Here is a 22,667-nt window from a genome sequence, read left to right as displayed (position 1 = left end):
TCCACGTGGATCCAGAATCGAAAGGCCCCGCATGCTGTTGCGCACCATCCTGACCACCCCGGCGTATCTGGGGATGCTCGTCCTGATCGGCGGGGCCGCCGCCTTGTTGTTCTACATCGCCTGGCGGTGCCTCAACGGGGACACCCGCACGTGGGCCCTGCTGCCACCTTTCCCGTTCCAGGTATCCAAGCACAACACCTGGCCGTTCATGCTCCTGATGATCGGCCTCACCCTGCTGACAGCCCTGCCCTCGGTGTTCTTTGAGGCCGCCCGGATGGAAGAGGCCCGTGAGGCCACGTGGAACGTCGTCTTCATCCCCCTGGCCCTGGTGATCCTCTCCTTCATCTGGTGGCCCTTGGCCTGGACGCCCCGCTGGTTCCGCAACTGGGCCGCGCAGAACAACCCTGGCGCCACCCCGTGGTCCCTGGAGGAGATCGAGCGCGTCAAGGCAGCGCCCCCCTCCAAACGTCGCAACCGCGCCATCAAAGACATCGCCCGCGTCGCCGGTGAGGAGCATGTCGAGGGCATGGTCCCCGAGGGCATTCTCGACAAAGTCGAGGAAAAGGGAATCAAGCACGACGAGAAGCACGGCATTACCCCAGACATGGACACCTTCGAACGCGCCAAGATCATCAGGGCCAACCGTGCCCGGTGGAAAGAAGAGAAACGCCAACAGAAGCAAGCCCGCCGCAACCACCAGTCCTGAACCTGACGCTGAGCGCGAAGCCGAAAGCCCCTGAGCCCGACCCCTGGCATGAATCCACCTGACCACTAGGCTGGGCCCATGACCACGGGACCGCTGAGCACCCCACCGTCCGAGGCACGCAACCACCCCATCAACCCCTGGTGGGTTGATGCCGTGATCTACCAGGTCTATCCCCGTTCCTTCGCGGACGCGGACGGGGACGGCATGGGCGATCTCGCCGGCGTGACCGCCCAGTTGCCCTACCTGGAAGAGCTCGGGGTGGACGCGATCTGGCTCTCGCCGTTCTACGTCTCCCCGCAGCGGGACGGCGGCTATGACGTGGCAGACTACCGGGACGTGGACCCCCTCTTCGGCCGTCTCGAGGATGCCGAACGACTGCTGGACGCCGCTCACGCGGCCGGACTCCGGGTGATCGTGGACCTGGTGCCCAACCACACCTCCTCCGCCCATCCCTGGTTCGTCGAGGCACTGTCCGCGGACCCGAACACCGAGGCCGGGCGCGCAGTCCGCGACCGCTACATGTTTCGGCCGGGGACCGGCGCGGAGGCTCCGAACAATTGGCAGTCCACCTTCGGCGGGCCGGCCTGGACCCGCACCACGAATCCGGACGGCACCCCCGGAGACTGGTACCTGCACCTGTTCGATTCCTCCCAACCGGACCTGAACTGGGACAACGCCGAGGTCCGGGGCGAGTTCGAGGACATCCTGCGCTTCTGGCTGGACCGCGGCGTGGACGGCTTCCGCGTGGATGTGGCCCACGGACTCGTCAAGGCCGAGGGCCTGCCGGACCACCATGCCCGCCCCGGCATGGTCACGGATGCCGAGCCCCTCGCCGCCGCAGGGGATGCCGATGCCGGTGAGGACGTCGCCGGCCACCGGGAGGCCAACCCGCAGGACCATGCCCACCCCGTCCCTTATCACGATCAGGAGGGGGTCCACGAGATCTACCGTTCGTGGAACGCCGTCCTGGCGGAGTATGACCACGATCCGGTGCTCGTGGCCGAGGCCTGGGTGTCCCCGCTGGAGCGACTGTTCCGTTACGTCCGGCCGGGCGAGATGCACCAGGCCTTCAACTTCACCTTCCTCCTAGCAGGGTGGGACGCAGTGCGCATGTCCGATGCGATCACGGTCTCTGTCCAGGAGGCCGAGAAGGTCGGGGCGCCGAACACCTGGGTGCTGTCCAACCACGACACGGTCCGGCACGCCTCACGCTTCGGGCTCGCCGACCCCACGCGCTACCCCAACGGCCTCGGAGCCGAGGACGAACAACCGGACGATGCCCTGGGTTGGAAGCGCGGCCGCGCCGCGGCGATGATCGAGCTGGGGTTGCCCGGATCGGCCTACATCTACCAAGGGGACGAACTCGGCCTGCCCGAGCACACGACCCTGGATGACTCCCTCCGCCAGGACCCCACGTTCGTACGCACCGAGGGCGCGGAGAAGGGCCGGGACGGCTGCCGCGTCCCGATGCCCTGGCGCGCCGACGCACCCGGGTTCGGCTTCGCCGTCGGTCATCACGTCGATACCGGTCCGTCTCCGGTCAACCCGAACACCCCCGCCACCCCTGGGCACGACGCCGGCGCGGCACCTGTCGCTCCCGCGGCGCCCTGGCTGCCCCAGCCGGAGTCCTACGGGACGTACGCGGCGGACCGGCAGGTCGACGTCGCCGGTTCGACCTTCGAGCTGTATCGGCAGCTGCTCGGCGTCCGCGGGGAGCTGGACCTGGGCACCGGGGCCTTCGCGTGGTCTCGCTTCCACAGCCCCGAGCTCGGCGTGCTGGCGTTCACCGTGGCCACGGGCGGCGGCCAGGGCGGTTATGACCTCGATTCCGGTGACCACATCCCGGAGAAGGTCGCGCTGGTCATGGCCAACATGGGTCAGACGGCGGTGGAGGTCCCCGAGGAGTATGCCGCGGCGATCTTCAGCCACGACGAGGCGATGCAGGACGGGCAGCTGATGCCCGATTCCGCCGCCTGGTTCCTCCGACGCTGAGAGGTCAGGACGACGAAGGCCCCCACTCTGCTGAGTGGGGGCCTTCTCTTGCTGGTGGCTCCGACCGGCGTCGATCCGGTGACCTTTCGATTTTCAGTCGAACGCTCTACCAACTGAGCTACAGAGCCTGGCATCTCCGGCCGAAACCGGTGATCGCCAAGATCCTCCGAGCCGGGAAAACCGGTGATCGGAACATCCGAGCGACCCTGACGGGACTTGAACCCGCGACCTCCGCCGTGACAGGGCGGCGCGCTAACCAACTGCGCTACAGGGCCAGTGTGCGAGAACTAACTCTACCAGACTGATTCCGGGCTTCTGACCACGAGTGGCCAGTCCAACCGGAAGGCTGGTCGTGTCAGTACTGCGTACCCCCAACGGGATTCGAACCCGTGTCGCCGCCGTGAAAGGGCGGTGTCCTAGGCCTCTAGACGATGGGGGCCAGAACACTTCGGGTTCCCGAAGTGGACCCATAGGAGTTTAGGCCGTCAAGGCCCCCCACCGCAAACTGTGTCCACGCACACGAGGGAGGATGGAGGGGTGAATGACGATCCCACCCCCACCCCTGCCGATCCTGCCGGGCCCGACCCCGTCGGCGTCGACATGTCCGAGGAAGACTTTGACCAGGCCGTGTCCGATGCCCTGGATGCCATCCCTCCCGCGCTGGCCCAACGACTGTCCAACGTGGCGGTCTTCGTGGAGGAGGAGTACGAACCGGAGCCGTGGGAAGACCCGGGGATGGAGCTGCTCGGTCTCTACGACGGCATCCCGCTGACCGAACGGGCTGAGATGCCGTTCCAGCTCCCGGACCGGATCGTGGTCTTCCGGGGTCCGTTGTTGCGGATGTGCAGCGACCGCGAGGAACTCGTCGAGGAGATCACCGTGACCGTGGTCCACGAGGTCGCGCACTTCTTCGGGATCGATGACGACACCCTGCATGCGCTGGGCTGGGGATGACAGCCCTGAGCAGGCGTTCCACCCTGGAAGGGCAACACGCCCCGCGATGCCCCGGGAAATGACACCACTGTTGTTTATGATTCCAATGGGACTCGTGTTGCTTTTGTGACAATAGTGCATCTATTGTCACTACCGTGGCGCCTTTTGGCAGGCCGCGTGACCATCGCGCAGTGATCTCGTGACGGTGACGTGACCATCCCGCACCGTGGTTCGGCTCATCCTGGTGATGACCGGACCTGCCAACCCACTCGCACGGGTGCCACAGTGAGGAACTGCCGTGAACACCCGCCGCACCGTGGGCGTGACCGCCGTCGTGGCCGCCGTCGCCGCCACCGCCCTGGCCGCCGTATCCGTACCGGCCGTCTTCGACGCCTCCTCGGACACCGTCCAGGCAAACCTGCAGCGCGCCGACCAGGCGACGAAGGCCAACGAACCGGACATCGACCGCCCGGAGATCCCCGCCCTCGATGACGTGGTGGCCGCCAAGGAGCAGTCCTCATCCAAGACCGCGATGGCTGATCGCCTGCAGGTCTCCATCCGCCAGTCCGCGGAGCGGGAGCGCCAGGCCGAGGCCCGCGCCCAGCAGGCCAACGAGGGCGTCCGCACCGCCAACGAGGCTCTGGCAGACCGTAACGAGACCGCCAACGCCACCCGGCAACGCGCCGATGCGACCACCGAGTCGGCCGCTACCGCCCGTGACGAGTCCGGCACCGTGGCCGCGGATCTGTACCGCGGCGGCCAGACCAGCGCCGGCGAGGTCCTCCTCGGCGACGAGGACACCTTGGCCCGCCAGGCCACCGCAGAGAAGGTCGCCGCGGACAAGGCCCGCGTGGCCGAGGAGTCAGCACGCCAGGCCGCGGAAGCCGAGGAGCTGGCCCGCCAGGCAGAAGCCGCCCAGGCCGCCCAGGCGGAGGCCACGGCCGCCGCCGAGGAACAGCAGCGCCGCCTCGAGGCAGCTGCCCAGGCGGCCGAACAGGCCGAACAGCAGAACGAGGCTGACCGCCAGCAACTCATCACCCTCTTGGCCGAGCTCGAGGACCTCACCGTGGCCGAGGCCACCAGCCAGGTCGAGGCCATGGAGCAGTCCGAGCGGGACAACGCGCTCCAGGAGGCCATCGCCGCCTCGGAACAGCTGGCCGAGGAGCCGGCGGTGGACGCTCCGGCACCGACCGCCGCACCCGCTGCCACTGATCCGGCGAGCACCGCACCGGCCACCACGGTTCCCGTGATCCCCGCAGCCCCGGCGAGCACGCCCACGGCATCAGCCACGCCGACCGCCTCTGCGACGCCTCCTTCTCCCACGGCGACGCCGACCCCGTCCGCCACCGCCACTGCCTCGCCGACCCCCACGAAGACCCCGACGGCGACGCCGACTCCCACCCGGACGGCCACCCCGACTCCGGCGCCGAGCACGCCGGCCGCCCCGAAGCCCACGAAGACGCCGGCGCCCACCAAAACGCCTACCCAGAAGCCCTCCCCGGCACCGACGTCAGGCTCGTGGACCTCGACCGCCACCACCTGGGCGGTCAACAAGGCCAACGAGGCTGGCACCTTCTACACCTGGGGCGGCAACGGCCCGAAGGGCTATGACTGCTCGGGCTTCACCCGGGACGCCTTCGACGCCGCCGGCAAGTATCTGCCGCGCACGTCGACGGACCAGTACCGGGCCGCCAAGCAGTACGTCCCTCTGTCCCAGCTGCAGCCCGGCGACCTGGTGTTCTGGTCCTCCAACGGCGGCTCCAGTATGTATCACGTGGCCGTTTACATCGGTAACGGCAAGATCGCGCACGCCCGCAACCCCAGCATGGGCATCTCCGTGACGGCGCTGAACTACGGCGGCATGTACAACATCCACCCGTACGCCGGACGCTACTGACCCGTCAGGCCAGCCCGCTCCCGACGACAGCCCACAGCGCACAGCTCACGACGCCGGCCGGTCACCTTCCCTGCGGAAGGTGACCGGCCGGCGTCGTCCTCGGTGAACCGGGTGTACTTTGCGGGCACAAAAAAGTACTCTTCTGTGCCCGCAAAGTTCAGGAGAAGGTGGGGCCGAAGCTGGCGCGCCGGGCCAGCCGGCTGTCCTTGAGGTACGGGACCACCATGACGGGGCCGTGCGCATGGGAGATGACACCCTGGGAGGTCGAGCCCAGCAGGGCGCCCGTGAAGCCACCGTGGCCGCGGGTACCGACCACGGTCAGCCGAGCCGTCTTGGACTCGTTGACCATGACATCCACGGGGACACCGTCCACGATGTCCGAGGTGATCTCCAGGGACGGGAACTCCGACCTCAGCCAATCGATGCCGGCCTCGAGCCGCTCCCGCATCTCCCCGATCAGGGACTGCTCGTCCACGGTGGCGGGCAGCCAGGCGACGGCTCCGGAGATCGGCGGCATGGCGATCACCACGCGCAGCGGGGACTGACGAACCTCGGCCTCCAGGGCGGCGGCGAGCGCCGCGATCCGGCCCTGCTCCGAGCCGTCCACGCCCACGATGACGGGCACCCCGGCGGCGGCACGGGAGGCGTGTTCACCCTTGGGGACGATCACCACGGGGCACTTGGCATGGGCGGGCAGGGCGGAGGCCACGGAGCCGAGCAACCGGCCGAAGAAGCCGCCGCGTCCGCGGGTGCCGGCCACCAGCAGGTTGGCGTTGGCGGAGTAGTCGACGAGGACACCGGCGGCGTCCCCCATCTCCACGCGGTGCACGAGCGGCACCTCGAGCCGGCCGAGCTGGTTGACCACACCCTGCAGCACCTGCATGGCGCCGTCGCGGATCATCGTGTCGTCCGGGACACCGTAGCCGGCCTCGAGGGCCGAGGCCGCGAACACGGGCATCGTGTAGGCCGTGACGAGGGTCAGCGGCAATCCGCGCAGCTCGGCCTCCCGGGCGGCCCACTTGGCGGCCGAGACGGACTGCTCGGAACCGTCCACACCCACCACGATGCCGTGCGTGGTAGCGGCGTCCTGGGTGCTCGGGGTGTTGTCCTGTTCGTGCGAACCGGTCATGACGGCCTCCTGTCATTCCTGCCCGTTGTCTCCGTTGACACGGGATGATGGTGATTCCAGTTTAGGACCCTTGCAGTGGTTCCTCGCAGTACCTGGCCCCGGCCGTGAAGTCGCCGAGGGGTTCCACCAGGCGCGTGGGCAGGGGGTCGGAGAGCAGGTGGCGCACGAGGGCATCCCGGCGGGTGCCCCCTCCGGTCAACGGTCCGTTGCTCGCCGCGAACACAATGTTGCCCCGGCGCCGGCCCTTGAGCATCTGCGGATCGGCCAGCGCGGCGACCGTGGAGAACGCCTCCCGGAGGGTCGCCGCCTCCTGCCGGGCGGCACTCAGGTCCGGGCCGCCGCCGTGGTTAACGAGGTAGATCCCGTCCCCCACCACGCGCGCCGCGGCTCGGGCGGCCTCCACCCCGAGCAGGTGTCCGGGCGTGGACTGATCCTTTGCGGTGTCTCCGGCGAACACGTCCCGGATGATCACGTCCCGGCTGCCCTCGTGCGCCCCGGCCAGCACCTCACCGGCCTCCCCCACCCGGATCCGCAGCTGCGGGGCCCGGGGCAGGGCGAAGCGTTCCCGGGCCAGGGCGGCCAGGCCGGCGTCGAGCTCGACGGCGGTCTGCCGGGCCTGCGGGAACCACTCGGCCGCCCAGCGGGCCAGGGTGCACCCGGCTCCGCCGAGGTGCAGGATCCTCAGCCCGGCATCCGGTTCCCAGCGGTGCATCACGACGGCGGCCATCCACCGCATGTACTCGAAGCCCAGGTCCAGCGGGGTCTCGGGATTGATCTGGGAGGACTCCGCCCCGTTGAGCTTGAGCAGCCAGGCGCCGTCCGTGAACGGGTCACGCAGGATCTCGGCGGTGCCGGCGTCGATGGGGAAGACCCCGGGCTCGAGGGCCGGCTCGGCGGCGCCGCGACGGCCCCGTTCCCCGCGGTGGTCCTTCCCGCCTCCCTGGGCGTCCTTCGCCCCGGCCGGACCGGCCTTCGCTCCGCCCTTGCTGCTCTTGCTGCTCTTGCCGGCCTTGGAGCCGCGGTCACGCGCCACGGCGCACCATGAGCCGTTCCGTCAGCCCGGCCCAGGGGCCGTCCATCGGCACCGGGGCCCCCACCGCGGCGAAGCCGTGTCTCCGGTAGAAGGACTGGGCGCGGGCGTTGTCCTCGACCACCCACAGCAGGCACGGGCTGTCCCCGATGGCCCGCTCCAGCAGGGCATCGGCCACGCCACGGCCCTGGGCCTCGGCCAGGACGTACAGCGCGGAGAGCTGGGTCTGCGGCAGAGCGGCATCCTGCGGTTCCTGCGCGTCCTGCGCGTCCTGCGGTTTCTGCGCGTCCTGGACGGGGCCGGCCGCGGCCAGACCCACGCAGCGTCCCCGGGAGTCCTCTGCCATCCAGAGCACCTGCCCGTGCGCCATCAGTCCGCGCCAGTGCTCGACCTGCCGGTCCAGGGTGGCCTCCGCCGCAGCGAAGAACGACTCATCCCGCAGGTGCCCGTAGGCCTCCCGCCAGGACCGGGCCTTCATGGATAGTACGGTCTCGAGGTCCGCGGGGGCGGCGTCGCGAACGTAGTAGCGGGTGCCGGCGGCACCGTGTCCTCGGGCGGTCACTGGTCCTTCAGGGCTGCTTCCAGCCGTTCGATCTTGCCGTCCAGCTCACCGGTGTGGCCGGGACGGATGTCCGCCTTGAGGACCAGGGAGATCCGGGACCCGTAGGGGGCCACGGCCTCGACGGCCTCCTTGACCACGCCCATCACCTCATCCCAGTCACCCTCGATCTCCGTGAACATCGACGAGGTGCGGTGGGGCAGACCGGAGCCGCGGACCACCTTCACGGCCGCTGCCACGGCATCATGCACGGAACCGTCCCCGGTTTGGCTCTGGGCGGCCGGGCCATCGGGACGGGGGTTACCGGAGGGGGAGACAGAGAAGGCGACGATCATGCACCCAGTCTGCCGCACCGCCGTCGGGAGGTTAAGCGCCCGTGGCTGGCCACCGGCCTGCCGGAGGCTCACAGGACGGCATCCGGCCGGTCACGCGCGTGGGTGCGGATGAGCCCGTCAGGCGCCTTCCCACAGCGGGGACAACGCGTTGACGAGCTGCTGCACACCCAGCACCACGAATACCAGGGCGGTGATGCCGAGCAGGCCGTTGTGCACCCAGTTGTTGCGGAACTGGGAGGGGACCAACCGCTTCTGGTTGTTCAGGATCAGCAGGGTGAACGCCAGGAACGGCATGAACAGCGCGCCGAGGGTGCCGTAGAGCAGGATCAGGAAGATCGGCTGGTCCAGGAACAGCAGGGACATCGGGAGGATGGTCAGCCACAGCAGGTAGAAGCGGGCGGGCTTGGACTTCAGGGACGGGGCATCGTCCTGGTCCAGGCTGTCCGCGGGCTTGCGGAAGTTCGTCCAGAAGTCGGCGAACATCAGCGAGACGCCGTGCCACACTCCCAGCAGGGAGGAGAAGGAGGCGGCGAAGAAGCCGAGGAGGAAGATGTAGGCAAAGACCTGACCGTAACGCTCGGCCAGCACATTGCCGATGTCCAACAGGCCCTCGTCACCGGCGGAGATGGCCAGGCCGGCCGAGTGCAGCAGCTCCACGCCCATGATCATGGTGGCGACAACGAAGATGCCGGTCAGGACATAGGCGGTCGCATTGTCATAGCGCATGACCTTCATCCACTTGGGCGTGTTCCAGCCCTTCTCACGCAGCCAGTACCCGTACGCCGCGAGGGTGATGGTGCCACCCACGCCGCCGGCGAGGCCGAGCACATAGAACATGGCGCCGTCCTCGGCCGGGATCCGTGGGATCAGGCCGGTGAGGATCTCGCCGAGGTTCGGGGCGGTCAAAAACGCCGAGATGAGCACCGCGACGAACATGATGCCGATCAGCACCATCATCAGCTTCTCGATGAGGTTGTACCTGTTCATCCAGACCAGGCCCATGCCGATCAGGCCCGAGGCGATGGCGAAGATCTTCGAATCCACCCCCGGGAAGAGCGCCGCCAGCGGCAGGGCCACCGAGCTCATGGCGGTGGCCCCGTACACAAAGCCCCAGATGATGATGTAGATGCCGAAGTACCAGCTGGTCCACACGCCGAGGGTGCGCCAGCCCTGGAAGATCGTCTTGCCGGTGGACAGGTAGTAGCGGCCGACGCCCTCCACGAGCACGATCTTGAAGATGACGCCCAGGACCACGGCCCACATCAGCATGTAGCCGTAACGGGAGCCGGCGGTCAGCGTGGCGACGAGGTCCGCCGCGCCCACACCGGTGGCGGCGGCCACGATGCCCGGCCCCAGCGAGTTCCATTTGACCTTGACGGGCTTCTCGTTGATCTCGGCCTCGGTGAAGCCGACGATGTTCGGATTGTGGACCGGGTGCCCCGAATCCACGTGGTCGCCTCTTGACATGTGTGCCCCTCATGACTACTTCGTGCGGTGTGCACCACAGACTAGTGTGGTTTGCCGTGAGTCCAGGAATCTTCGTCACCACCACCACCAACGGCGCCGGCAAATCACTCGTCACCCTCGGGATCGCCGACTCCCTCTACAAGAGCTCCGGCAGCATCGGCTACCTCCGCCCGGTCGTCCCCGGAGACTCCGTGGAGACGGACCCCATGGTCCAGCTGATGCGGGAGGACTACGGGCTCGACGCCGGCCTGGCCCGGGGCGGCGTGACCGCCGCCGAGGCGCGGCACATGGTGACCGAGGGCCGCACCGACGAGCTCTACGAGCGCTGCGTGGCCCTGTTCGAGGAGATGGCCGGGGCCTGCGGCATCGTGGTGGTGGAGGGCAGTGACCTGGCGGGCGCCGATCCCGCCGTCGAGCTCGATCTCAACGCCGAGCTGGCCCGCCACCTGAGTCTTCCCGTGGTGGGCGTGGTGTCCGCCGCCGGACTGGACGGCGCCGCTGCGGCCGACGCGGTGGATCTGGCCCGGCGCACCCTGGACGAGTCCGGGGTGGACCTGTTGTCCATGATCGTCAACCGGGCCGATCCCGCCCGCCTCGACGAGATCGACTCCGCCATCCGGCCCGGACGCCATGAGTGGCCCGTGTACGTGCTGCCCGAGTTGCCGGAGCTGTCCCTACCGTCCGTCTCGGAGGTCGCCACCGCGCTCGGGCTGACCCAGGTGGCCGGGAACCTGAACCTGGACCGCGACGTCTCCGAGGTCAAGGCCGTCTCCATGGAGGGTGGCAACTTCCTGCAGATTCTCCGCGAGGGCGCCCTCGTGCTGGTCTCCGGAGACCGCTCGGACGCCGTCCTGGCCACCGTGGCCTCGTCACTGGCCACGGAGTTCCCCGTGGCGTCCGGGATGATCCTGACCAACGGGATCGAGCCGAACGAGCAGATCCGGCGCCTCTACGCCGAGGCCCCGTTCCCGATCTTCAGCACGTTCGCGGACACCTTCAGCACCGCCCGGGCCGTGTCCGCCGTGCGCAGTGAGCTCTCCAGCGCCCAGCCCCGCAAGACGGCCGCGGCCCTGGGCGCCTGGCACCAGCGCGTGGACGGCACGGAGCTGTTGCGGCGTATCGACCTGCCGCGGGCCACGCGCACCACACCCCTGCGGTTCCTGCACGGGCTGATCGAACGGGCCCGGTCCGAGCGGAAGACGATCGTGCTCCCAGAGGGCGAAGACGCCCGCATCCTGCGCGCTGCCGAGATCCTGCGCCGGCGGGACGTCTGCGACCTGGTGGTGCTCGGGCAGGAGGCCACTATCCGCGACCTCGCCGCCAAGGAGGGGGTGGACCTGACCGGGCTGACCCTGGTGGACCCCGCCACCTCGGAGGCCCGCGAGCGCTACGCCGAGGAATACTCCCGGCTGCGCGCCCACAAGGGGATCGACCTGGACCGCGCCCGGGACATCATGACCGAGGGCGCCTACTTCGGCACGATGATGGTCCACCTGGGGGACGTGGACGGCATGGTCTCCGGCGCCGCCCACACCACCGCGAACACGATCCGTCCGGCGCTGGAGTTCGTCAAGACCCGGCCCGGCGTCTCAATCGTCTCCTCCGTGTTCTTCATGCTGCTGCCGGACCGTGCCCTCGTCTATGGCGATTGCGCCGTGAACCCTGATCCGAACGCCGAGCAGCTGGCGGACATCGCCTACGCCTCCTCCCTGACGGCGCGGCAGTTCGGCGTCCAGCCGCGGGTGGCCATGCTGTCCTACTCGACCGGCGGCTCGGGGACGGGGGACGCCGTGGACAAGGTCCGCACCGCCACCGAACTCGTGCGGGACGAGCACCCGCAGCTGAAGGTGGATGGCCCTCTGCAGTACGACGCGGCCGTCAACGCCTCGGTGGCCGCCTCCAAGATGCCGGAGTCGGAGGTGGCCGGCCAGGCCACCGTGTTCGTCTTCCCGGACCTGAACACCGGCAACAACACGTACAAGGCCGTCCAGCAGTCCTCCGGGGCCGTCGCCGTCGGGCCCGTCCTGCAGGGGCTGAACAAGCCGGTCAACGATCTCTCCCGGGGCTGCACCGTGGACGACATCGTCAACACGGTGGCCATCACCGCCATCCAAGCCCAGACAGACCAGACAGACCAGACAACCCAGACAACCCAGACAACCCAGACAACCCAGTCCGGTCAGCCTAACCGGCCCCACCAGTCCGGCCGATCAGGAGAGTGAACCCATGCTGATCCTCGTCATCAACTCCGGTTCCTCCTCGCTGAAGTACCAGCTGCGTGAGGTCGCCGCGGACGGCACCGAGCCGGCAGAGCCCGTGGTCGCCCACGGCCTGGTCGAACGCATCGGTGTGCCCGGCTCCGGCGTGGACAACCACGCCGAGGCCCTCGAGCAGATCGATGCGGAGCTGGAACAGGCCCTCCAGGGCCGCACCATCGACGCCGCCGGTCATCGCGTGGTCCACGGCGGCGAGCGTTTCAAGGCCCCGACCCTGGTCACCATGGAGGTCATCCGTGCCATCGAGCGCCTGGCACCCCTGGCCCCGCTGCACAACCCCGCCGCCGCGCAGGGCCTGCGTGCCATCGCCGAGAAGTGGCCGGATCTGCCGCAGGCCGTGGTCTTCGACACCTCGTTCCACCAGACGATGCCCGAGGAGGCCTGGCGGTATGCCCTGCCGGACGCCCTCTACACGGAAAACGGCATCCGGCGCTACGGTTTCCACGGCACCAGCCACGATCTCGTCACCGGGATCGCCGCGGAGACGCTGGGCATCCCGCGGGCAGAGTTCAACGCGGTGATCCTGCACCTGGGCAACGGTGCCTCCGCCACGGCCATCCGCGGTGGGGCCTCGGTGGACACGTCCATGGGCTACACGCCGCTGGCCGGCCTCGTGATGGGTACCCGGTCAGGGGACATCGACCCCTCGATCATCACGCACCTCATCCGCAACGGCGCGTATGACGCTGACCAGATGGACCGGATGCTCAACAAGGAGTCCGGCCTGCTGGGCATGACCGGCAACGCGGACATGCGCCAGGTCATCGACGCCGCCCACGCCGGTCACCGGCGATCCCGGACCGCGCTGAAGGTGGCCTCCTACCGTCTCGCGAAGTACGTGGGCGGTTACCACGTGGCCGTCGGCGGCGCCCAGGCCGTGGTCTTCACCGCCGGCATCGGCGAGAACTCGGCACCGTTCCGCTCGGCCGTGCTGGACCGCCTGGAGCCCCTGGGCATCGCCTACGACGCCGAGGCGAACCTCGAGCGGTCCGACGCACCCCGGGTGATCTCCACCGAGGACTCGGCCCTCCCCGTCCTGGTGGTGCCGACCAACGAGGAGATGGCGATCGCCCAGCTCACCCTCGCGGTGGCGCAGGAGAGCGGCGCGCTGGAGCGCTAGTCCGCCGGCACCACCGCCACGTCACCCTCCCGCCGGGAGTCCTGGGCCCCGGTGATGGTCCCGGTCTCGTAGTCGATCTCCAGCGCCTGCACCGAGCCGAAGACGGCGTCGGCCCGCTCGGTTACGCGCGGCTGCCACCCGCGCTGGCGGATCAAGGCGGCCACGTCCGGATCCGGCTGCTCCTCCAGGGAGAGCACCCCGTCCTGGAGGTAGTGGCGCGGTGAGTCGACCGCCTCCTGCAGCGGCGCCTCCTGGAGGGCCCAGGGCACCATGACGGTGGCGAGGATCGAGGGGATGACCTGCCCGCCCGGAGATCCCAGGCCCATCACCACGCGGCCCTCCGAGTCGAGGACCAGGCTGGGGGCCGACCAGCTGACGGACTTGCGGCCCGGCTCCGGCTGGTTGGCGGGGGTGTCCAGGGACTCGAATCGGGACAGCTGGTTGTTGAGGAAGAACCCTCCCACGGTGCTGGCCTCGGCGCCGCCCCAGAAGCTGGTGATCGTGTTCGTCATGGACACGGTCAGTCCCTCGTCGTCCACCACGGTCAGATGGGTGGTGTTCCCGGCCTCAACGGGCTCAGCGGGTGCGTCGTCGCCGGTGCCCGTCGTCCCGGCCGTTCTGGCCGTTCTGGCTGCACTCTGGTCCGTCACGGCGGACGAGGAGAGCGCCGGCGCCACCTCGGTCCGAGCCAGTTCGGTATTGGCCTCCGGGTCCGTGAGCTGGTCCACGGGGACGTCCACGAAGGCCGGGTCCCCGAAGGACTCCGTCACGCTGGCGTCCGCCACCTGCCAGGCCGCGGCCATGGCGTCCACGTACTCCGCGGACCCGGGCTCGGACTCCGCCACCCCGAGCGCCTCGGCGACCTGCAGGAATTGCACGACGGCGGCACCGGGAAGCGGAGGTGCGGCCGAGACGTACTCGTAGTCGCCGACCGGGCCGCTGACCGGTTCGGTGGTCACGGTCTCATAGGCGGCGAGGGACTCGGCATCGAGCCCGTCAACGGCGGTGAGCTCCTCCGCCAGGCTTCCGGTGTAGAGGGCGTTCGGGCCCTCGTCGGCGAGCGTCTCCAGGGTGGCCGCCAACTCGGACTGGACCAGGGTCTCGCCCTCCTCGAGTGGCGCGGCGCCTCCCGAGCCCGCCGTACCCCCGCCGGCCGAACCGGAGTGGAACGGGGCGAGCCCCTCGATGGCCCCGGGCCCATAGTCGGAGCGCATCCGCTGGGCCAGCAGAGGCGAGACCGGAAACCCCTCGTCGGCCAGCTCGATGGCCGGGGCCAGCAGCTCGGCCCACTCCAGGGAGCCGTGTTCGGCGTGCAGGGTGGCCATGCCGTCCACGAAGCCCGGGACACCGGTGCCAGAGGCCGGGATGTCCCCGTCCTGGGCCACGGTCTCGCGGTAGTCGTAGGCCAGCGGGCCGCCGTCTCCGCGGGCGACCAGCGCCGAGCCACCACCGCCGATGCCCGAGGCGAAGGGCTCCACCACGGCCACGGCGAAGGCGGTGGCGATGGCGGCATCGGCGGCGTTGCCACCCTGTTCCAGGATCTCGGTCCCGGCCTCCACCGCCGCCGGGTGTCCGGCGGCGACCGCCTGTTCCTGGAGGGCTGTCGCAGGGGCCGACGGGGCCGGCGTCGTTCCGGGGGTGTGGTCCGCGGGTGGCCCAGGGGCTGAGGAGGACGGGGCACCGGAGTCCGCGTCCGATGGTTCCTCCGGTGCCGGGGAGGCGCATCCGGTCAGGGCCAGCAGTGCGGCCGAGAGCGCGGCCACGCAGGCCAGGGCGGGGGCGGAGGTGCGGGTCCGCTGCATCAGGGTTCCTCGGGTGCTCGAGTACGGCGGGCCCGAGCGATCCTAACGGTCCCTCCTGTGCACCGCCTGGGCGGTACCTGGGCGCGTCATCCAGTCGCCGCCCCTACACTGCCCACGACCTCCCCCGCCACCACCACCGCACAGGACAGAATGGCTTCCATGACCCCAGCCAACGTGCCGGCCACCCCGGGCTCCCCCGTGGCGTCTCCGCCCGCTGGCGTGCGCCTGACGGGCCTCGACGCGGCCCGGGCGCTGGCCATCGTCGGCATGATCGCGGTGAATGTGGGCCCCCGGGGTGAACCGGGGATCGCGGGATTCGTGTACGACCTGCCGGTGGGGCGGGCCTCCATCCTGTTCGTGGTGCTGGCCGGCGTGGGCATGTCCTTCCTGACCCGCTCCGCCCGCACGCCCGGCGGAGCCCTGCCATGGCGGACGGTCCTGTGGCGCTCCGCGCTGCTGTTCGTCGGCGGCCTGGCCTTGCAGGAATTGGGGCATGACGTCAGCGTCATCCTGGCCGTGTACGGGGTGTTGTTCCTGCTGTCCCTGCCGTTGCTGAAGGCCCCGACCCCGGTCATCGCCGCCCTGGCGGGGACCCTGCTGACCGTGGGACCGGTGGTCTGGATCGGGGCGCAGCTCGCCTCCGGGACCGTCTTCCAGTTCGCTGATCCGGACCTGAGCAACGATGCTCCCCACCTGCTCCACCGGATCTTCCTCTCCGGCCCCTACCCGGTGCTGGTGTGGTGCGTCCCCTTCCTGGTGGGGCTCATCCTGGGACGGGCTCCCCTCACCGACCGGAGGCTGCAGAAGCGGCTGGTGCTGTGGGGCGGGGTCGCGGCCGTCGGCGCCTACGCGCTCTCGCAGGTCCTGATCCGGCTGCTGGGCCAGCCGGGGGACGAGATCGGCTGGGACCGGCTCCTGTCCGCCGTCGGGCACTCGCAGATGCCGCTGTGGCTGATCTCCAGCATCGGCACGGCACTCGTGACCATCGGCGGGTTCCTCTGGGCCGGGGACCTCGTGGACCGCCACCTGGGGATGCTGGTCTCAGCCGGTCGGCTCTCCCTCACCATCTACGTGGCTCATCTCATCGTCCTCGCCTTCATCCGGCCGGAGCCGCAGACGTTGCTCCGGGGCTACCTCATCACGATCGTGTTGTCCGTGGTGCTGGTCCTGCTGGCCCACCTGTGGGTGAAATGGCGGCCGATCGGCCCGTTGGAGCAGCTCCTGCGCCTGCCGGGGAGACGCTGACGTTCAGGCCCCGGTGCCGACCAGCACGCGCTCACGGCGGCGGACCCGTTCCAGTACCCGGGCCGGCAGGTTCGTGGTGATCTGCTGCACCCCGGCCCTCAGCAGCAGGTCCACGTCCTCATCCCGGTCCGCCGTCCACACCCGCAGGGTGCGCCCCGCCGCGAGCCACGCCTTCACGTCGGCCAGGTTCTCCCGCACATAGGCCACCCCCGGCCCCGCGATGCCCGCCCGGCCGTCCCAGATCAGCCGCTCGGCGTCCGCCACGGCCTGGCGCAGCGTGGCCCGCACGGCGGCGCGGCTGAGTGGGCCGAGGTTGAAGCGGCTCGGCACCGGCGCGGCGGGCACCACAGAGAGCAGCTGGCACAGGTGCTCGGTGCCCACCGACGGGGCGAGGTACTGCAGGGAGCCGGCGTAGAAGCTCATGAAGGACACCTCGACCGCCCCGATCCTCGAGGTCTCCGGATCCCAGCCGGCGCTCAGCAGCCAGGACAGGGCGCGTTCCTCGAGCTCATGGCCGAAGGGGCTCGGATGCTTGAGCTCCAGAGCCAGCTTCACGGGGCGGCCGGCGGCGGCGAGCAGCTCGATCAGGTCCGGCAACGTCAGCAGCTGGGTGGAGGCAGGACCGTACTCCCCAGGGATCCGCACCCCCTTCCACCGGTGGACGTCGAGCCGGCGCAACTGGGCCAGCGTGTGCTCGGCCACCGGGCCGGACCCGTCAGAGGTGCGCTCCAGGGTCGGATCGTGCAGGCACACCAGGTGCCGGTCCCGCGTCAGGTGGACGTCCACCTCCACGCCGTCCGCGCCCTCGGCGAGCGCGTGCAGGAACGCCGCCCTGGTGTTCTCGGCGTAGGCTCCGGAGGACCCCCGGTGAGCGATCACCAGTGGTCGCCGTAACGGCCGGTGCCGGTCATCGTCGGTAGGGTTCGGGGTGGTGCCGGGGCTCGGGGTGTCGGACACGCCCCCAGGGTACGGTCCCTGCACCGCGGTCACCGCCGTCGACAGGCGACGGGCTGGTTAACTTGTGCTGACACTTTGATCCCGGTCGGAGGACCCATGAAGAACCAGACGCTCGACGCCGGACCCTCCGAGGCCCAGCGCGCCTCCGCCCTGCGCCGGATGAAGGCGGTGGCCACGGGTGTCCTGGTGCTGCTGGCGGTGGTCTTCGTGGTGTCCTTCGCCCTGCAGGATGACTACCCCTGGCTGCGGTACGTCCGGGCGGCGGCCGAGGGAGGCATGGTGGGCGCCCTCGCCGACTGGTTCGCGGTCACCGCCCTGTTCCGGCACCCGATGGGCCTGAAGATCCCGCACACGGCGATCATCCCGCGCAAGAAGGACACCATCGGGGAATCCCTGGGGGCCTTCGTGCAGGAGAACTTCCTGGACGGGGACGTGGCCCGGGAGAAGCTCGCCGGGCTGAAACTCGCAGGCCGCGCCGGGGCCTGGTTGCGCCAACGCCCGCATACGGAGCGGGTGGCGGCCGAGGTCTCCGCCTCCGCCGAGCGGATCCTGGATGCCATGGACGATGTCCTGGTCCGGGACCTGGTGGCCAACCTGGCCCAGAAGCACATGATCGACCCCGATTGGGCGCCCACCCTGTCCGAGGTCCTGGGCAAGGTGACCGCCGAGCGTCACCATGACCAGGTGGTAGACCTGGTGGTGTCCCGGACCGGGGACTGGGTCACCCGGCACCCGGAGTTCTTCCTGAACAGCGTGCGGCAACGCTCCCCGCAGTGGGTGCCGGGCGTCGTCGACCAATTGCTGGCCGAGCGGATCCAAGCCGAGGCCCTGAAGTACCTCGCTGCCGTGCGGGAGGATCAGGACCACGAGCTGCGCCGCTCCGTGGACGACTGGCTCGCGGACCTGGTGACCGACCTGCACCGGGATCCGGCGACCAGGGCGAGGGTGGAGCAGGCCAAGAGGGAGCTGTTCAACGATCCGCGCATGCGGGAATGGGCCGAGAAGGCCTGGGCGACGACCAAGTCCGCGCTGCTGGTCCAGCTGCGGGACCCGGGTTCGGACCTGCACCTGGCCCTGGTGGCCGCCCTGCAGGACCTGGGCGGACGGCTCGAGGAGGATCCGGCGCTGGCGGGCCGCGTGGACGGCTGGGCCTCCGAGGGCGCCCAGCACCTGGCCCGCCGCTACGGGCCGGAGCTGGTGGGGATCTTCGGCGAGACCATTCAACGCTGGGACGGTCGGCAGGCCTCGCGCACCATCGAGCTCTACCTCGGCCGGGACCTGCAGTTCATCCGGATCAACGGCTCCATCGTCGGCGCCCTGGCCGGCCTGGCGATCTACACGGTCGCCACCCTGGCCTTCGGCTAGCCAGACCGACCGGGCTGGCTCACTGGCCGCGCGTGCGGTTCCGGCGGTGTTCGGCGCGGGCGGCCTCGACGTCGGCCGCGAACCCGGCCGGGTCCTCCGCCTTCAGGGCGTCCAGGGTCCCGTCCGCCCGCAGCGCCTCGATGTCCTCGCGCACGCCCTCTTCGAGCAGGGCCACCAGGTCCGGATCCGCTCCGGGCTCCTCCGCTCCCGCGGCCACCTCTCGCACGTCACCGGAGCCGGACGCCCCGGCGGACGCCTGGCGCTTCTTCCCGGCCGGCAGGGCCTGGAGGTCCGTCACCAGCCGCCCCGGCAGCGCCGCCGGCAGCGGTCCGAAGATGTTCTGGGCGGCCTTGATGACGCTCTTGCCCATAGCCCGGTTGCCGACGCCGCCGATCACGGCGCCCACCCCGAACGGCACCAGGCGGCCGAGCATGCCGGCGCCCTGACGGACGATGAACTTCTTCATGAACATGCGCTTCATCTGCTGGAACAGCACATCGGAGATGCCGGACGCCCCGGAGATCGCGGCCACCGCGCCGCCCAGGGGGCCGGTTCCGGAGCCATTCGCCTGGCTGGTGAAGTCGCGCAGGAGCTTGCGGCCGTCGTCGCCGAGCATCACGGCCATGACGAGGGTCTGTGCGCGCTGCGGGTCATCGGTGGTGACCCCCATCAGTTCCGCCACGGACTGGGCGTACAGCGCGGTGGTCTCGAGGAAACCGATGGTGGCCGCGGCGGAGAGGCCGAGGGCGGCGGCCGTGCCGACCCCCGGCACCACGGCGGTTCCCCCGACGGCGGCCCCGCCCCCGGTGACGGCGGTCAGGTACTGCTTGCCCAGACGTTCGGCGAGCTGTGCGGGCGTCTCGTCCGGGTGCGACCGGCGCAGCCGGTTGAGGTTGCGCAGCACCAGCGGTCGCTGGACCTCCACGGCCTTGAGCACGATCTTCTGGAAGGCCGGCGTCGGGTTCCCGTGGGGGTCCACGGCCCGGTTCAGGGCGAAATCGGTAGCCTTCTGCCCGGCGACCGTCGAGATGATCGATTTCTTTGCCATGGTGGTGGCCTCCTGACGCTGGTGAATCCTACCGACGACGCTACCGGAGCGCGTGCTTCAGGAAGATCCGGACATCCCGGGCCTCTTCGGCGCTCATGCCGTGCCCCATGCCCTCATAGGTGCGGGCCGTGAGCCGGGTGTTGGCCTCCAGCCAGTCCGCCGTGTAGGCGATGGCGTCCGGGTTGATGACGAGGTCCTCCACGTCCCGGCCCCAGAAGAAGGGCCTGGGCCCCGGGCCCTCCGGGGGTGAGTCCAAGGTCTCCAGCAGCTGGTTGGAGAGCACGAAGCCGCTGAGGCCCACCACGCACGTGAAGGCCTCCGGGCGGAGCCGGTACACCGTGGAGGCCATGGCCATCCCCTGGGAGTGGCCGAGCACCGAGACCGTCCGAAAGCCGCTCCGGGTGACCTCGTCGGCGTCCAGCAGGTCGAAGACGCGATGGGCGGCCGCCACCACCTCAGCGAAGTCGTTCGTCAGGAAGTAGTCCAGCAGGAACCAGCCCCAGGCGCCCGGATCGGAGCCCGGTCCGGCCCCGGCACCGTCCGTGCCCTCCATGACCGGGGCGGCGCCGCCGTCGATCTCGAACCCGCCGCGCACGGCCAGGCCCGTGACGTTCTCGGGAAGCATGCCGAAGTAGGCCTGGGCGGCTCGGACCTCGTTGGCCCCGTAGCCGTGGATGACCAGCACCAGGTCGGTGCCGTAGCGCTGCGACTCAGGCCGTGACCAGACCACGTGGTGTCCGGTGGAGAGGGTTTCCCGCACGGGCCCGTCAGTCGCTTCCGGAGCCGAGGTCGAGGTCGGTCCAGACGAGGCGGTGCTCGCTCGGGGTGGTCTCGTTGGGTTCGCCGGGTTCGCCACCCGGGGCGTTGACGCGGGTGAGGTGCGAGCCCAGCTGACCGGACTGGGGCCAGAAGACGCCGGAGGACGCGGTGGTCAGGGACGCCGACGGCAGCAGGTAGTCCGACCGCGCCACCGTCCAGTCACCGCCCTCGCGGCCCACCACCTCGGTGGCCATCGGCTGCTCGGCCTCGGTGAGCGCCTCGGCGCCGCGGGAGGTGGGCTCAGGATCCTGGATGGCCTCCGACTCCAGCAGGCCGGCGATGACCGAGGCGTGCTCCTCCTCGTCCAGGGCGGTGCCGGTCAGCGGCCCGAAATCGCCGGCCAGGATGAAGGAGTCGCCCTCGTCCAACCCGCCGGATCGACCCTCGTCGTCCACGATGTAGCCGGAGTCCGCCGGGTCACCGGACACGTAGTCCGCCCACATCCGCATCTCGTCGTGGTGGCGTTCCGCTCCGGCGACGCCGTCTCCGGCATCACTCGGCCGGGCCGCCAGCACGTGCACGGTCTGACCGCCGACCTGGACGGGGATGTCCCAGTGCGAGGTGGACGAGAGCCGCAGGACGGACCGCTCCAGATCGGAGAAGGTGTCCTCCGGGATGGCGTTGTCCGGCATGGAATCCCACGGCAATTCCTGGAAGGTGCGGATGCCCTCCGTGTCCAGGGGATGCTTGGAGTACAGCACCATGCCGTGCTGGCCGGCGAACTCTCCGGGGCCGAAGGTGTCCCCGGGTCCGCCGATGACGCCGTCGTTGTCCAGGTCCGCCCCGGTGTCCACACCGTTGTTGACCTCGGCCACATACATGTAGGGGTAGTCGATGCCCTGCTGACCCCCCGTCCCGACGGCCAGGTAGTTCGTCCGGAAGGACTGGGCGAACGCCTCGCCGCCGTCCACATCCACATCCGTCAGCAGCACGAGGTCCGGCGCGGCCCGCTGGACGGTCTCGGCCACCTGCTGCGCCTGCTCGTCTCCGGGAGCGGAGAGATCCTCGGTCAGCTCCCCGGGGGCGGACCGGCTCAGTCCGGCCGAGAAGGTGGCCACGCGCAGGTTCCCCGGGGCGGCGGCGGGCACCTGCCCCTGCTTGATCCACAGCATCTGCCGCAACAGGTCGGGATTCTCGGGAAGGGCGTCATTGAAATCGAAGGAGGCCGCGCGCTGTGCCGGTGAGACCGAGGTGAGCGCGGGTGCCTGCTGGAGGGATGGCGCCTGCTGGAGGGATGGCGCGGCGGTCGCCAGGGGTGCGACGAGCAGCGCCGTCACGGCGGCTGCAGGCACAAGGGCACCGCCCAGCACCATGCGCCGGCGGAGCACCCGGGGGAAAGCACTCATGCGCACCACCCTAGGCACGGACCTCCCTTCGGCGGTAGGGGCCTCCCGGGGCCGGATCGGCGGCTCACTGACGTGATCGGCGGCTCCGCCGAGGCGTGCGCCCCGGGCCAAAACCCCGAGGACAGCGCGTGTCGCGGCCACTATCTCCAGAGTGGTTCCATGGCTCCAACGTCTCAGTCGAGCCGTCGGGCACCATGGTCGGTTATCAAATCTTGATCTTGGCTCTGGCACCGAGACATCCCTGAAACATTCAAGCGTTCGGCCGGAATCGGGAGCGCCGGGAGGGCGGGTCCCGCCGTCGTTCCGGCGTGAACGAGGGGCGCGCGGCCCCGGGTGCTGGGGACCAAAACGGCCCCTGACCCGGCCTGATGCCGATTCAGGGGCCGTTGCGCGGTGGGCCCTGCGGGGATCGAACCCGCGACCCGCGGATTAAAAGTCCGATGCTCTGCCAACTGAGCTAAAGGCCCTGGCCAGCCGGTGGCCGCGTCCCATGCTAGCGGATGTGGGTCACCGCGAGGCCACCGATCCCCCGGCGCCCGGCACCCGGTGACCAGACTGTGCCGCCGGCGAAGGCGTACCGTGGAGGGGGCTCCCGGTGGCGCCGCTCATGGCAGCATCACGTCCGGCGCGGCACCGGGACC

General features: G+C 70.0%; 18 protein-coding genes and 4 tRNA genes. 8 read left to right on the top strand and 14 right to left on the bottom strand.

The genetic code is table 11. The features are described from left to right. The first annotated feature begins 31 nt into the window (after positions 1-31). On the top strand, positions 32-706 hold the full coding sequence (locus AB0333_RS05620) for a hypothetical protein (RefSeq protein WP_115932551.1): 675 nt from the start codon (positions 32-34) through the stop codon (positions 704-706). Positions 707-784: 78 nt separating this feature from the next. After that, positions 785-2,698, top strand: coding sequence for a glycoside hydrolase family 13 protein (locus AB0333_RS05615; RefSeq protein ID WP_366217720.1), 1,914 nt, complete (start codon positions 785-787; stop codon positions 2,696-2,698). A 52-nt stretch (positions 2,699-2,750) separates the two neighbouring features. Here AB0333_RS05615 and AB0333_RS05610 read toward each other — a convergent pair. The 3 genes from AB0333_RS05610 to AB0333_RS05600 all read right to left on the bottom strand — a co-directional run bounded on the left by AB0333_RS05610 (position 2,751) and on the right by AB0333_RS05600 (position 3,137). Continuing rightward, a tRNA-Phe gene (locus AB0333_RS05610) sits at positions 2,751-2,826 on the bottom strand. Between the two features lie 73 nt (positions 2,827-2,899). After that, a tRNA-Asp gene (locus tag AB0333_RS05605) sits at positions 2,900-2,973 on the bottom strand. A 91-nt stretch (positions 2,974-3,064) separates the two neighbouring features. After that, a tRNA-Glu gene (locus AB0333_RS05600) sits at positions 3,065-3,137 on the bottom strand. Positions 3,138-3,298: 161 nt separating this feature from the next. Between AB0333_RS05600 and AB0333_RS05595 the strand changes: the two genes are divergently transcribed. Together AB0333_RS05595 and AB0333_RS05590 are read left to right on the top strand one after the other, a co-directional pair. Further along, positions 3,299-3,652, top strand: a complete 354-nt coding sequence (locus tag AB0333_RS05595; protein ID WP_115933465.1) for a metallopeptidase family protein — start codon at positions 3,299-3,301, stop codon at positions 3,650-3,652. A 277-nt stretch (positions 3,653-3,929) separates the two neighbouring features. Next, positions 3,930-5,528 (top strand): NlpC/P60 family protein, encoded by a 1,599-nt coding sequence (locus AB0333_RS05590; RefSeq protein ID WP_366217719.1) that lies wholly within the window; start codon positions 3,930-3,932, stop codon positions 5,526-5,528. 157 nt (positions 5,529-5,685) lie between these two features. On the opposite strand, the gene AB0333_RS05585 is transcribed toward AB0333_RS05590, so the two are convergent. The 5 genes from AB0333_RS05585 to AB0333_RS05565 form a co-directional block, all read right to left on the bottom strand. Then, a complete protein-coding gene (locus AB0333_RS05585) occupies positions 5,686-6,657 on the bottom strand; it encodes a universal stress protein (protein ID WP_366217718.1) in 972 nt (323 codons plus the stop codon). Positions 6,658-6,718: 61 nt separating this feature from the next. Then, a complete protein-coding gene (locus AB0333_RS05580; protein ID WP_366217717.1) occupies positions 6,719-7,690 on the bottom strand; it encodes a fused MFS/spermidine synthase in 972 nt (323 codons plus the stop codon). After that, on the bottom strand, positions 7,680-8,249 hold the full coding sequence (locus tag AB0333_RS05575; RefSeq protein WP_366217716.1) for a GNAT family N-acetyltransferase: 570 nt from the start codon (positions 8,247-8,249) through the stop codon (positions 7,680-7,682). The genes AB0333_RS05580 and AB0333_RS05575 overlap by 11 nt, the downstream gene beginning before the upstream one ends. Further along, positions 8,246-8,581 carry a thiamine-binding protein gene (locus AB0333_RS05570; RefSeq protein WP_366217715.1) on the bottom strand — a complete coding sequence of 112 codons (336 nt, stop codon included), beginning with the start codon at positions 8,579-8,581 and terminating at the stop codon, positions 8,246-8,248. The genes AB0333_RS05575 and AB0333_RS05570 overlap by 4 nt, the downstream gene beginning before the upstream one ends. Positions 8,582-8,698: 117 nt before the next feature. Then, positions 8,699-10,048, bottom strand: a complete 1,350-nt coding sequence (locus tag AB0333_RS05565) for an Nramp family divalent metal transporter (RefSeq protein ID WP_366217714.1) — start codon at positions 10,046-10,048, stop codon at positions 8,699-8,701. A 56-nt stretch (positions 10,049-10,104) separates the two neighbouring features. Here AB0333_RS05565 and pta point away from each other — a divergent pair, with 56 nt between their 5' ends. Continuing rightward, positions 10,105-12,270, top strand: coding sequence for a phosphate acetyltransferase (gene pta, locus AB0333_RS05560; protein WP_366217713.1), 2,166 nt, complete (start codon positions 10,105-10,107; stop codon positions 12,268-12,270). 4 nt (positions 12,271-12,274) lie between these two features. Next, positions 12,275-13,444 (top strand): acetate kinase, encoded by a 1,170-nt coding sequence (locus AB0333_RS05555; RefSeq protein WP_366217712.1) that lies wholly within the window; start codon positions 12,275-12,277, stop codon positions 13,442-13,444. On the opposite strand, the gene AB0333_RS05550 is transcribed toward AB0333_RS05555, so the two are convergent. Beyond that, the gene (locus AB0333_RS05550; protein ID WP_366217711.1) at positions 13,441-15,246 is read right to left on the bottom strand and encodes a gamma-glutamyltransferase; all 1,806 of its coding nucleotides are present in this window, start codon (positions 15,244-15,246) and stop codon (positions 13,441-13,443) included. The genes AB0333_RS05555 and AB0333_RS05550 overlap by 4 nt on opposite strands. A 159-nt stretch (positions 15,247-15,405) precedes the next feature. On the opposite strand from AB0333_RS05550, the gene AB0333_RS05545 reads away from it, so the two are divergent. Beyond that, positions 15,406-16,491, top strand: coding sequence for a DUF418 domain-containing protein (locus tag AB0333_RS05545; RefSeq protein ID WP_366217710.1), 1,086 nt, complete (start codon positions 15,406-15,408; stop codon positions 16,489-16,491). A gap of 3 nt (positions 16,492-16,494) precedes the next feature. Here AB0333_RS05545 and AB0333_RS05540 read toward each other — a convergent pair whose 3' ends face one another. Then, entirely contained in the window at positions 16,495-17,373 is an 879-nt protein-coding gene (locus tag AB0333_RS05540; protein ID WP_366217831.1) for a glycerophosphodiester phosphodiesterase family protein, read from the bottom strand. Positions 17,374-17,544: 171 nt separating this feature from the next. On the opposite strand from AB0333_RS05540, the gene AB0333_RS05535 reads away from it, so the two are divergent. Beyond that, positions 17,545-18,813, top strand: coding sequence for a DUF445 domain-containing protein (locus tag AB0333_RS05535; protein ID WP_366217709.1), 1,269 nt, complete (start codon positions 17,545-17,547; stop codon positions 18,811-18,813). A gap of 19 nt (positions 18,814-18,832) precedes the next feature. On the opposite strand, the gene AB0333_RS05530 is transcribed toward AB0333_RS05535, so the two are convergent. The 4 genes from AB0333_RS05530 to AB0333_RS05515 all read right to left on the bottom strand — a co-directional run bounded on the left by AB0333_RS05530 (position 18,833) and on the right by AB0333_RS05515 (position 22,493). Continuing rightward, positions 18,833-19,861, bottom strand: coding sequence for a hypothetical protein (locus AB0333_RS05530; RefSeq protein ID WP_366217708.1), 1,029 nt, complete (start codon positions 19,859-19,861; stop codon positions 18,833-18,835). A 40-nt stretch (positions 19,862-19,901) separates the two neighbouring features. Beyond that, entirely contained in the window at positions 19,902-20,621 is a 720-nt protein-coding gene (locus AB0333_RS05525) for an esterase (protein WP_366217707.1), read from the bottom strand. A 7-nt stretch (positions 20,622-20,628) separates the two neighbouring features. After that, complete coding sequence (locus tag AB0333_RS05520) at positions 20,629-22,026, bottom strand: endonuclease/exonuclease/phosphatase family protein (protein ID WP_366217706.1); 1,398 nt, start codon at positions 22,024-22,026, stop codon at positions 20,629-20,631. Positions 22,027-22,420: 394 nt separating this feature from the next. Then, positions 22,421-22,493, bottom strand: a tRNA-Lys gene (locus AB0333_RS05515). Positions 22,494-22,667 lie beyond the last annotated feature (174 nt).

The organism is Citricoccus sp. NPDC079358 (genome assembly GCF_040702545.1).
Classification (GTDB): domain Bacteria; phylum Actinomycetota; class Actinomycetes; order Actinomycetales; family Micrococcaceae; genus Citricoccus.
Note: the sequence above shows the minus strand (reverse complement) of the source record. Positions and strands in the feature narration are given on the sequence as shown.